Here is an 11,243-nt window from a genome sequence, read left to right on the forward strand (position 1 = left end):
GGAAGTAGCTCAGCTTGGTAGAGCACTTGGTTTGGGACCAAGGGGTCGCAGGTTCGAATCCTGTCTTCCCGACCATTTCCTTTTAATTTTCATGGGGGCTTAGCTCAGCTGGGAGAGCGCCTGCTTTGCACGCAGGAGGTCAGCGGTTCGATCCCGCTAGTCTCCACCATAATTTTTCTAAATATGTTTGGCGGTGTAGCTCAGCTGGCTAGAGCGTACGGTTCATACCCGTAAGGTCGGGGGTTCGATCCCCTCCGCCGCTACCAAATATTTTGGACCTTTAGCTCAGCTGGTTAGAGCAGACGGCTCATAACCGTCCGGTCGTAGGTTCGAGTCCTACAAGGTCCACCATTACCGTTAATATATACGGAGGAATACCCAAGTTCGGCTGAAGGGATCGGTCTTGAAAACCGACAGGCGGGTCAAACCGCGCGGGGGTTCGAATCCCTCTTCCTCCTCCATTTGCTTTTTAAAGGGCATGGACAAATTAAATGTTTTTTATCGTCGCGGGGTGGAGCAACGAGCGTTACTTCATCGAAAAACTGCGAGTTGTACTCAACGAGCGGCTGCTTGAATTAGCTTTCTGAGTTGAGGACAGTCTGAACGCTTTATAAGCGCATGGACAAATTGAATACTTTTTATCGTCGCGGGGTGGAGCAGTCCGGTAGCTCGTCGGGCTCATAACCCGAAGGTCGCAGGTTCAAATCCTGCCCCCGCAATCTGGTCCCGTGGTGTAGCGGTTAACATGCCTGCCTGTCACGCAGGAGATCGCCGGTTCGATCCCGGTCGGGACCGCCATTTTTATTGGCTCGGTAGCTCAGTCGGTAGAGCAAAGGACTGAAAATCCTTGTGTCGGCGGTTCGATTCCGTCCCGAGCCACCATTTTAATTAAATTCATATTGTGGCGATTGTGGCGAAGTGGTTAACGCACCTGATTGTGGTTCAGGCATTCGTGGGTTCGATTCCCATCAGTCGCCCCATTTTATATGCGGGTGTAGTTTACTGGTAAAACCTCAGCCTTCCAAGCTGATGTAGTGGGTTCGATTCCCATCACCCGCTCCATATATGGGCCTATAGCTCAGCTGGTTAGAGCGCACGCCTGATAAGCGTGAGGTCGATGGTTCGAGTCCATTTAGGCCCATTTTTTATTATTCCACAGTAGCTCAGTGGTAGAGACGAGCAGAGCATCATGGCTCAGCTTCGAGTTGTACACGCCGAGCCGCATCATGCGGATCTTTCTGAGGCGGGGACACAGTCTTTTAAACAGAGTTTAGGAATTATAATTTAATTATTCCACAGTAGCTCAGTGGTAGAGCTATCGGCTGTTAACCGATCGGTCGCAGGTTCGAGTCCTGCCTGTGGAGCCATTATGGGGAAGTACTCAAGAGGCTGAAGAGGCGCCCCTGCTAAGGGTGTAGGTCGGGTAACCGGCGCGAGGGTTCAAATCCCTCCTTCTCCGCCATAATGGCCCCTTGGTCAAGCGGTTAAGACACCGCCCTTTCACGGCGGTAACACGGGTTCGAATCCCGTAGGGGTCATAAAAAAAGGCTGTTGACATTATGTCAGCAGTTTTTTTTTGTTTTCTATTATTTTACCAAGACATTATGACAAAGCTATGAAATTCAAATGAAATATAGATATTAGTTATCTCGTAAACAACAGATGTACAGTCTCTTAATGATAAATCCCCTTCAATGTACCCTTATACTAAATCACTAAGTAGGTGTGTGACCATCTACACACCCTTACTAATGGCTTCTTATATCAATCGCAATAAATATTATAGCCGTTATTAAATAATCGCTTAGAAGCCTTCCAGAGCTCCTCTGATTTCATCCCAGATAAAAATACCAAAATCACTAAATACTTTCTTTCCGTTTTGTAAATCCTCGGCGTTTTACAAGGTTATTGCGGAGGTAATATGAATATTAGGACCCCCAATGAATCTAAGGCAATTAATTTTGCCCTATTCCTTATAAATCTTTCTATTTTATGCAGTAGTGAAATATTACCTATATATAATTCATTAAAAATTCTGCTAATATATATAAAACACCTATTATTTATTAAGAAAATGTTTAAAGTTATCGAAATAAATCGAAAGTCCTGCGTATTTTGTAAAATGTTGTCAATAAAATGAGAAAATGTTTACAAGGAGTTTAGAAAGGATACTAGAATATTACTGAAGTAGCAAAAAAATTAGCGGAGGGTATAAATGATGGGCTGTTATCCAACAGATTTTGAACTGCATTTATTTCATGAAGGAAACTTATATAAAAGCCATCATTTGTTTGGTGCCCATGTCATAAAAGATGAGAATGAGACATATACTCAATTTTGTGTTTGGGCACCCACAGCGGAAAAAGTGGGCTTGGCAGGGGATTTTAACAATTGGGATGGCAGCAGTTATCCTATGGAGAAAATTAACAAGGAAGGGGTTTGGTTTATTTCATTGCCAGGGGACTTATCAAACACCCTTTATAAATACGATATACTTTCTTCCACAGGCGAGAGGTTATTGAAAGCTGATCCATTCGCGTTTTATTCAGAACTGCGTCCGCGTACTGCTTCCATTGTTTATCCCCTTGAAGGTTATAAATGGAATGATCAAAAATGGCTTAAAAAAAGGAACAGATCATATAATGATCCCCTTGCGATTTATGAAGTTCATGCTGGCTCCTGGAAAAAGAAAGAAGACGGATCTTTTCTTACATATAGAGAATTGGCTGAAGACTTAATACCATACGTTAAAAGCCAGGGATATTCCCATATTGAACTGTTGCCTTTAACTGAGCATCCGCTCGACATATCATGGGGGTATCAAACGATAGGATATTTCTCAATAACCAGCCGTTATGGAACACCGGAAGACTTTATGTTCTTCGTGGATCAGTGTCATCAAAACGGTATTGGTGTGATTCTCGATTGGATACCAGGACATTTTTGTAAAGACTCGCAAGGCCTATATCGCTTCGACGGAAGCTATGCCTATGACTACTCCTATGAACCAGATCGGGAAAACTATGAATGGGGTACTGCCAATTTTGATTTAGGTAAAACTGAGGTAAACAGTTTTCTTATATCGTGTGCTCTGTTTTGGATGGAAAAATACCATATTGACGGATTTCGGGTAGATGCAGTGGCAAATATTATTTATTGGCCAAACACCGCCAATAAGGAAAATCCTTTTGGGATTAATTTTTTAAGAAAGCTTAATAAGGCGATCGCAGATGAGGATGCTTCAGTGATGATGATCGCCGAAGATTCGACGGACTGGCCCAAAGTCACCGCTCCTGTTGAAGATGGGGGTCTAGGATTTACATACAAATGGAATATGGGCTGGATGAATGATATGTTGAAGTATATGGAAGAAGCCCCTTACCACCGTTCTCATCTCCATAATAAAGTAACCTTTTCGCTTATGTATGCATTTTCCGAAAAGTTCATTCTTCCCTTCTCCCATGATGAAGTTGTCCATGGGAAAAAATCTCTGCTTAATAAGATGCCCGGCGAGTATTGGGAAAAATTTGCTCAGCTGCGGCTATTGTTAGGATATATGTATAGTCATCCAGGTAAAAAGCTCACCTTTATGGGAACAGAGCTGGGCCAATTTTCTGAGTGGAAATTTAAGGAACAGGTGGATTGGAACCTTTTTGACTATGAAATGCACGAAAAGATAAATAAATTTGTTATTGAATTAAACAAGCTTTACAAACGTTCAAAACCGCTTTACGAGCTTGATGATTCTCCGGATGGATTCGAATGGATTGATGCAAATAATTATCACCAATCTGTTTTTTCATTCCTCAGAAAGGGAAGAAATCCTGAAGAAGCACTAGTCATTGTTTGTAACTTTACGGGGGTCAGCTATACCGACTATCGGATAGGGGTTCCACAGTCAGGCACTTACAAAGAAATTTTTAATAGTGACAGCCAGGATTTTGGAGGTTCAGGATTTGTAAATAAAAAGGCTATTAAGGCAGAACCAGTTTCGTTTCATGGTAAACCAGATTCAATAACAATGAATATTTCTCCATTTGGTTTTTCCATTTTACGACCTGTTAGACAAAGAAAGGGGAGCGAAAATAATGAAAAAGAAACGGTGCGTAGCGATGCTTCTGGCAGGAGGAAAGGGAAGTAGGCTCCATTCGCTAACAAAGGATTTGGCAAAGCCGGCAGTGCCCTTTGGCGGGAAATATAGAATCATTGATTTTACTTTGAGCAATTGTACAAATTCTGGGATCCATACAGTAGGTGTGCTGACCCAGTATCAGCCACTTGAATTAAATTCCTATATCGGGATTGGCAGCGCCTGGGACCTGGACAGAAAAAATGGGGGTGTAACTGTACTTCCTCCATATACTGAGTCATCGGAAGTAAAATGGTACTCCGGGACAGCAAGTGCGATTTATCAGAATATCAAGTATTTGACACAATATGATCCTGAATATGTACTTATCTTATCTGGTGACCATATTTACAAAATGAATTATGAAGAAATGCTAGAGTATCATATAGAGAAAAATGCGGACGCCACTATTTCGGTAATTGAAGTTCCATGGGATGAAGCCAGCAGATTTGGCATTATGAATACAGATACCAATTTTAACATTACAGATTTTGATGAAAAACCAAAAAATCCAAAAAATAACCTTGCGTCGATGGGAATTTATATTTTCAATTGGAAAGTCCTTAAGGAATATCTTGAAAAGGATGAAGCAACGGCCGGTTCCAGCCATGATTTTGGTAAGGATATTATCCCCCTTATGTTAGGTGATGAAAAGAAACTCAAGGCATATCCTTTCAAAGGGTATTGGAAGGATGTTGGAACGGTAAAAAGCCTTTGGGAAGCAAATATGGATTTACTTGCAGATGACAATGAATTAAACCTTTATGATCATTCCTGGAGAATTTACTCCGTGAATCCAAACCGTCCTCCGCAGTATATTTCTCATGAAGCTAAAGTATCAGAATGTCTTGTAAATGAAGGGTGCATAATTGAAGGCGATATTGAAAAATCAGTAATCTTTCAAGGGGTAACCGTAGAAAAAGGTACGTCAGTAAAACATTCTGTTATTATGCCTGATGCTGTTATCGGTAAAAACTGCTTCATAGAAAAGGCGATTGTATCTGCCGGCGTTCATGTTCCCGATGGATCTATTATTCGACCGGAAGAAGGCGAAGAGGAAATCCTACTGGTTTCTGAAGAGATGTTCCAATAAATATAAGATTTACAGCGGAGGGGATAATATATGAATAAGCGTTTGATTGGAATAATTGATGCAACAACCTTTCATGAGGAATTGAGGGAACTGGCTGTACACCGGTCAGTTGCAGCTATCCCATTTGCAGGACGTTACAGGCTGATAGATTTTGTACTTTCAAATATGGTGAACTCGGGTGTAGAGAGTGTTGGGATATTTCCTAAATTCCAATACCGTTCTTTAATGGACCATCTTGGTTCGGGAAGGGATTGGGATTTAAACAGAAAAAGGGATGGGCTTTTCTTTTTCCCAGCCCCTAATAGTGATAAGCCTTACTTTGGGATTGGTTCATTGGAACATTTCTCTGATAACATAGATTACTTGAAGCGAAGCACTCAGGAATACGCTTTAATCGCTAATGCCTATACTGTTTTTAATATGGATTTTGGTCCATTATTAAATTATCATATCGAATCCGGATGTGATGTAACAGAGGTAAGACATCAAAAAAATCCTATGGGAGTTTATCTTATTAAGACATCTCTATTAATTGAATTGATAGAAACACGTCACGAAACTGGATATCTAAGCATTAAGGATATTATTTCGGATATTAACAGCCCACTGAAGCTTTGTCAGTACGAATATGTAGGTTATGCTGTTATGATTAATTCTATTAAAGAGTATTATTCTGCTAACATGGACTTACTAAAGCCAGAAATTTGGCAGCAGCTTTTTATAAAAGAGAGTCCAATATTAACAAAGGTAAAAGATGAACCGCCTACCAATTACCTCAAAGGGGCAATGGTTAAAAACAGCATCGTTGCAAATGGAGGATTAATTGAAGGACATGTGGAAAACAGTATAATCGCCAGAGGAGTTAGAATTGGCAAAGGTGCTGTAATTAAAAACTGCATTATCATGCAAAAGTCTCAAATCGGTGAAAATTGTGTGCTGGATTCGGTAATTCTAGATAAAGATGTCAGGATTGAGAACGGAGCAATGATCAAATCATCCTGCGATTCTCCATATGTAATTCGAAAAGGCACCGTACAGGGAGCGTGGATCAACTCGTGAAAATTTTATTTGCTGTTTCTGAATGTGTCCCATTTATTAAATCGGGGGGGCTTGCAGATGTTGCAGGATCACTGCCTAAGGAATTAAAAAAACTAGGGACAGATATCAGGGTAATCCTGCCAAAGTATAAGACCATTTCAGATGAGTATAAAAGTCAAATGGTGAAGGTGGCAGAATTTACTGTTCAGCTTGGCTGGCGGAAACAGTATTGCGGAATAGAGGAATTGGTACAGGATGGAATTCATTTTTACTTTGTAGATAATGAATTTTACTTTCAACGCAGCCAGCTATACGGTGAATATGATGATGGTGAAAGATTTGCCTATTTTACCCGGGCTGTGCTCGATAGCTTATCTTATCTTGATTTTTACCCAGATATTCTCCACTGCCATGACTGGCATTCCGGAATGATTCCATTTTTATTAAAAGAAGAATACAGCAGGCGGAGAGAATATAAACATATTAAAACCGTATTTACTATTCATAATCTGCAATTTCAGGGGATCTTTCCAAGAATAGTCATGGGAGATCTATTGGGACTTCCAGAATATTATTTCCATCCGCATCATTTAGAGTTTTACGGAAATATAAGCTTTATGAAGGCGGCACTGGTTGCTTCAGATAAAATAACAACTGTCAGTCCAACCTACAAGGATGAAATCCAGACTCCTTATTTGGGGGAAAGGCTTGATGGAATCCTCAGACAGAGGAATTCAGACTTTGTCGGTATCCTAAACGGAATTGACGACGAACTATATAACCCTGAAACGGATGAGGATATTGCTGCCTCCTTCCATGTTGGGGAGTTCGAGGGCCGGGCGGCCAACAAAGAGGCGGTCCAAAGGCTGTTCGGGCTGCCGGAGGACGAGAATGTTCCCCTCATGGCAATGATCTCAAGGCTGACAAACCAAAAAGGTATGGAGTTGGTCCGTGGGGTTTTTCATGAAATTATGGAGACGGGTGTACAACTTGTTGTGCTGGGGACCGGGGATCCTGAATTTGAAGGATTTTTCAGGGAAATGTCTGAAAGATATTCGAATCAATGCAGGGTGTATATTGGTTTTGATGAAAAACTCGCTCACCAGATTTATGCGGGTGCAGATTTGTTCTTAATGCCATCTAAATTTGAGCCTTGCGGGCTTAGCCAGCTCATTGCGATGAGATATGGAGCCATTCCAATAGTAAGGGAAACCGGTGGATTAAATGATACTGTTACTTCATACAATGAGTTTACTGGCCTAGGAAATGGCTTTTCTTTTAAAAACTTTAATGCCCATGACATGCTCTTTACGATTGAGCGGGCTGTACGCTTTTACGAGGATAAGACGGCTTGGGGGAGTATTGTTGAAAATGCAATGGAGATCGACTTTAGCTGGGAGCAATCAGCTGTAAAGTATATGGAGTTGTACCAAGAACTCATCTCAGGGAGTGATGGCGATGTTTTCTAATGAAGCAGAGTTTAAAGAGACTTTTTTAAAAAGACTTGAGATGATGTGCGGAGTAAGCTTTAAAGAAAGTACTCAAACTGATCAGTTTCTGACCTTGGGAAGCATGGTTAGGGAATACGTAAGTAAAAATTGGATCCGTACAAATGAACTATATAGGACGGATGCAGATAAACAAGTATATTATTTATCGATTGAATTTTTGCTGGGCAGACTTCTGCGGCAGAACCTCATTAATCTTGGAGTTGAGGAGACTGTCAGAACGGGTCTTGCTGAGCTCGGAATTGACCTTGACAGCCTCGAGGAAGAAGAAGCAGATGCAGGTCTTGGAAATGGCGGTCTTGGCCGTCTGGCTGCTTGTTTCCTAGATTCGCTTGCCTCCTTAAGCCTGCCTTGCCATGGATGTGGTATCCGTTATAAGCATGGCCTTTTTGAACAAAAAATTGTGGACGGATATCAAATAGAGTTTCCAGAGCAATGGCTAAAGCACGGTTACGTTTGGGAGGTAAGAAAGCCAGAGGAAGCAGAAGAAATTCCATTTTGGGGACACGTAGAGAGCTATACGACCGAAAATGGACGTCTTGTATTCCGCCATGTTAATGCAGAGCCTGTATCTGCTGTTCCTTATGATGTACCCGTGGCAGGCTTTAATGATGGCAACGTTAATACACTGCGTCTTTGGAGTGCAGTACCATCCCAATTTCCACTCAATGTAGATATCTTAAAATATAAAAAAGATACTGAATCGATTTCTGAATTTTTATATCCAGATGATACTCATGACGAAGGGAAAATTCTGCGCCTTAAACAGCAATATTTTCTTGTTGCCTCAAGCTTAAGGGCCATTGTGAAATCTTTTAAAAAGAAGAATTTTAATCTGCTTGAATTTGATAAACATATTAGCATTCATATAAACGATACTCATCCTGTTTTAGCGATTCCAGAATTAATGAGAATCCTGATGGATGATGAGGGTCTTGGCTGGGATGAAGCGTGGAGGATTACTGTCAATACCATTTCCTACACAAACCATACTACTCTTGCGGAAGCATTAGAAAAGTGGCCAGTTCGCATATTTAAGCCGCTGCTCCCAAGAATTTATATGATAGTCTATGAAATCAACGAACGTTTTTGCCGTGAGCTCTGGGACAAATATCCTGGTGATTGGCAGCGCATTGAAAGAATGGCTATTCTTGCCCATGATCAGGTAAAAATGGCTCCGCTGGCTATTGTAGGAAGCCATAGTGTGAATGGGGTCGCTAAGCTCCATACTGAGATTCTAAAGCACCGTGAAATGAACGATTACTATGAGCTCTCACCTGAAAAGTTCAACAATAAGACAAACGGTATTACACATAGACGCTGGCTTCTAAAGGCCAACCCGCTTCTCTCCAAATTAATTACTGAGAGTATTGGCACATCCTGGATCTCTTCGCCTCAGGATCTTTCCAATTTTAGGAGCTATACGGATGATCCTTCTGTACTGGAAGAACTGGGCAAAATTAAAAGGATTAATAAACAAAGACTTGCAGGCAGGATTTACGAAAAAACGGGCATTACTGTTGATATTGATTCCATTTTTGATGTACAGGTTAAGCGGCTCCATGCCTATAAGCGTCAGTTACTGAATATACTTCATATTATGTATTTGTATAATAGATTAAAAGAGGATCCGAGCTATCCTTTATTCCCAAGAACATTTATTTTTGGAGCTAAGGCTTCACCGGGCTACTATTATGCAAAGAAAATAATTAAATTGATAAATTCAGTTGCGGAGAAGGTAAACCGGGATCCTGCTACGAGGGAAAAATTAAAGATAGTTTTCCTTGAAAACTATAATGTATCTTTGGCAGAGGAGATATTCCCTGCATCTGATATAAGTGAACAAATATCTACAGCCAGTAAAGAAGCTTCCGGAACTGGAAATATGAAATTCATGATGAATGGTGCCCTTACTGCTGGAACGCTGGATGGAGCTAATGTTGAGATAACTGAAATGGTTGGCAGGGATAATATCTTTTTGTTTGGTTTAACGGCAGAAGAAGTTCTTAATTATCAGAGGAATGGCGGGTATCACTCCACTGAATATTATCACCATGATAAGAGAATCCGTCAGATTACCGAGCAGCTAATCAATGGTTTTTTTAACAAGGATGCAGAAGGGGAGTTCATGCCCATCTATGATTCCTTGCTTTCCCATAATGACCAGTATTTCGTTCTGCGGGACTTTGCTTCCTATGCCGATATCCATGAGGAAATCAGCAGGAAGTATCGGGACCAGCAAGCATGGCTGAAATCCAGCCTGATAAATATTGCACAATCCGGCTTTTTCTCCAGTGACCGGACCATTCAGCAATATGCAGATGAGATTTGGCATGTAAAACCTATCAAACTATCATAAGTCCATTGAAAAAAAGAGACTGAAATTACTCAGTCTCTTTTTCCTTGTCTTTTGTTTTATCATTAACATAGCTGTCAGTCTTTTTATAAGGAATATCTCCAATCTTAGACTCAATCCCTTTTCTGTCCAGCAGATCTTCGTATTCTTTCATTTTTTCTGTAGGCAGAACAGTTTTTTCAGTTCCTGTGATATCTGTGGCTGAATATGTTTCGTAATCCTCTGTATATGATTCCTCGTTTTTTCCCTCGTTATATAAATCATTGTAGCTACCATAATCACCAACGAGGTCCGAAGGAGTTTCTGAGGTTCCAAACCTGGCAACTTCTTCATAACTATCCTGAGTATCGACAACGCCATTTTTTGGTTCATGTCTGAAAGAGTTAACCTTAGGTGGCTCAAGAATATCTTCCTCTACTGGGCGATAATCTCCGCCTGATTGTTCTTGAGAGTGGTTTACACAATAAAGGGTTGAAGGGATAGCTTCAAGTCTCTCATACGGAATATCCTCCCCGCATTCCTCGCATTTTCCGTATGTTCCTTTTTCAATAGCTTTAAGTGCAGCATTAACTTTTTCGAGCTCGCCATCTTGGTGGTCCTCAAGCGCAAATTCTTTTTCACGTTCAAATAATTCTGTCCCCAGGTCAGCGGGATGATTGTCATACGCAGACAATTCATCGACTGTTTCCCGCATGCTTGCATCATTATTACTGTATTTACTGTCCAAATTTAATTGGCCTTCAATTGTTTCTTTATCTTCCACAAGCATCTGTTTTAATGTATCTAGCTGGTCTGTTGTAAGCATTGTTAAATCACATCCTCTTTTATAATGGCTATTAATCTCTTAAAACAATACCCCTTAAGCGTTTTATAAAAACCTGGCACTATTATGAAGGCTTGGTAATTGTCTTGTTAGAGGAATAAGAGGTTTAACAGCATCTGCGGACAGGATGGGCATATCAGTCTTAATATGGGCAAAGTCATGCATTCACAGGCAAATTCGTGCATTCATGGGCAAAGTCGTGCATTCACCGGGCGAAGCGGTACTGTCAAGAAGTCTGTGTAAGGCTATTTAAAATAAACAAAATACCCTCAGCTATCCAATATTTATAGGTTTTT

6 protein-coding genes and 13 tRNA genes are annotated in these 11,243 nt (G+C 40.9%); 18 read left to right on the top strand and 1 reads right to left on the bottom strand.

Features of this window, described 5'->3' with window-relative positions; all coding sequences use genetic code 11:
• Positions 1 to 93: 93 nt before the first annotated feature.
• The 18 genes from AC3WR0_RS24845 to AC3WR0_RS24930 all read left to right on the top strand — a co-directional run bounded on the left by AC3WR0_RS24845 (position 94) and on the right by AC3WR0_RS24930 (position 10,127).
• Positions 94 to 169: transfer RNA gene (locus AC3WR0_RS24845), tRNA-Ala, on the top strand.
• A 20-nt stretch (positions 170 to 189) separates the two neighbouring features.
• Positions 190 to 266, top strand: a tRNA-Met gene (locus AC3WR0_RS24850).
• An 8-nt stretch (positions 267 to 274) separates the two neighbouring features.
• Positions 275 to 351 (top strand) — tRNA-Ile (locus tag AC3WR0_RS24855).
• Between the two features lie 17 nt (positions 352 to 368).
• Positions 369 to 461 (top strand) — tRNA-Ser (locus AC3WR0_RS24860).
• 184 nt (positions 462 to 645) lie between these two features.
• A tRNA-Met gene (locus AC3WR0_RS24865) sits at positions 646 to 719 on the top strand.
• Positions 720 to 722: 3 nt separating this feature from the next.
• Positions 723 to 798 (top strand) — tRNA-Asp (locus AC3WR0_RS24870).
• An 8-nt stretch (positions 799 to 806) separates the two neighbouring features.
• Positions 807 to 882 (top strand) — tRNA-Phe (locus AC3WR0_RS24875).
• A gap of 22 nt (positions 883 to 904) precedes the next feature.
• Positions 905 to 980 (top strand) — tRNA-His (locus AC3WR0_RS24880).
• Between the two features lie 8 nt (positions 981 to 988).
• Positions 989 to 1,062 (top strand) — tRNA-Gly (locus AC3WR0_RS24885).
• Positions 1,063 to 1,067: 5 nt separating this feature from the next.
• Positions 1,068 to 1,141 (top strand) — tRNA-Ile (locus AC3WR0_RS24890).
• 151 nt (positions 1,142 to 1,292) lie between these two features.
• Positions 1,293 to 1,367 (top strand) — tRNA-Asn (locus AC3WR0_RS24895).
• Positions 1,368 to 1,371: 4 nt separating this feature from the next.
• Positions 1,372 to 1,462 (top strand) — tRNA-Ser (locus tag AC3WR0_RS24900).
• A 4-nt stretch (positions 1,463 to 1,466) separates the two neighbouring features.
• Positions 1,467 to 1,538, top strand: a tRNA-Glu gene (locus AC3WR0_RS24905).
• Positions 1,539 to 2,215: 677 nt separating this feature from the next.
• Positions 2,216 to 4,141: a 1,4-alpha-glucan branching protein GlgB gene (gene glgB, locus AC3WR0_RS24910; protein WP_492554774.1), complete on the top strand. Its 1,926-nt coding sequence runs from the start codon at positions 2,216 to 2,218 to the stop codon at positions 4,139 to 4,141.
• Positions 4,089 to 5,222 carry a glucose-1-phosphate adenylyltransferase gene (locus AC3WR0_RS24915; RefSeq protein WP_492554775.1) on the top strand — a complete coding sequence of 378 codons (1,134 nt, stop codon included), beginning with the start codon at positions 4,089 to 4,091 and terminating at the stop codon, positions 5,220 to 5,222. Before glgB ends, AC3WR0_RS24915 begins: the two co-directional genes overlap by 53 nt.
• 30 nt (positions 5,223 to 5,252) lie before the next feature.
• Positions 5,253 to 6,281, top strand: coding sequence for a GlgC family sugar phosphate nucleotidyltransferase (locus tag AC3WR0_RS24920; protein WP_492554776.1), 1,029 nt, complete (start codon positions 5,253 to 5,255; stop codon positions 6,279 to 6,281).
• Entirely contained in the window at positions 6,278 to 7,729 is a 1,452-nt protein-coding gene (gene glgA, locus AC3WR0_RS24925; RefSeq protein ID WP_492554777.1) for a glycogen synthase GlgA, read from the top strand. The genes AC3WR0_RS24920 and glgA overlap by 4 nt, the downstream gene beginning before the upstream one ends.
• On the top strand, positions 7,719 to 10,127 hold the full coding sequence (locus AC3WR0_RS24930; RefSeq protein WP_492554778.1) for a glycogen/starch/alpha-glucan phosphorylase: 2,409 nt from the start codon (positions 7,719 to 7,721) through the stop codon (positions 10,125 to 10,127). The genes glgA and AC3WR0_RS24930 overlap by 11 nt, the downstream gene beginning before the upstream one ends.
• Before the next feature lie 25 nt (positions 10,128 to 10,152).
• On the opposite strand, the gene AC3WR0_RS24935 is transcribed toward AC3WR0_RS24930, so the two are convergent.
• The gene (locus AC3WR0_RS24935) at positions 10,153 to 10,929 is read right to left on the bottom strand and encodes a TraR/DksA C4-type zinc finger protein (protein WP_492554779.1); all 777 of its coding nucleotides are present in this window, start codon (positions 10,927 to 10,929) and stop codon (positions 10,153 to 10,155) included.
• Positions 10,930 to 11,243: the final 314 nt, after the last annotated feature.

The sequence above is a fragment of the Neobacillus sp. FW104-15D2 genome, from assembly GCF_058790155.1.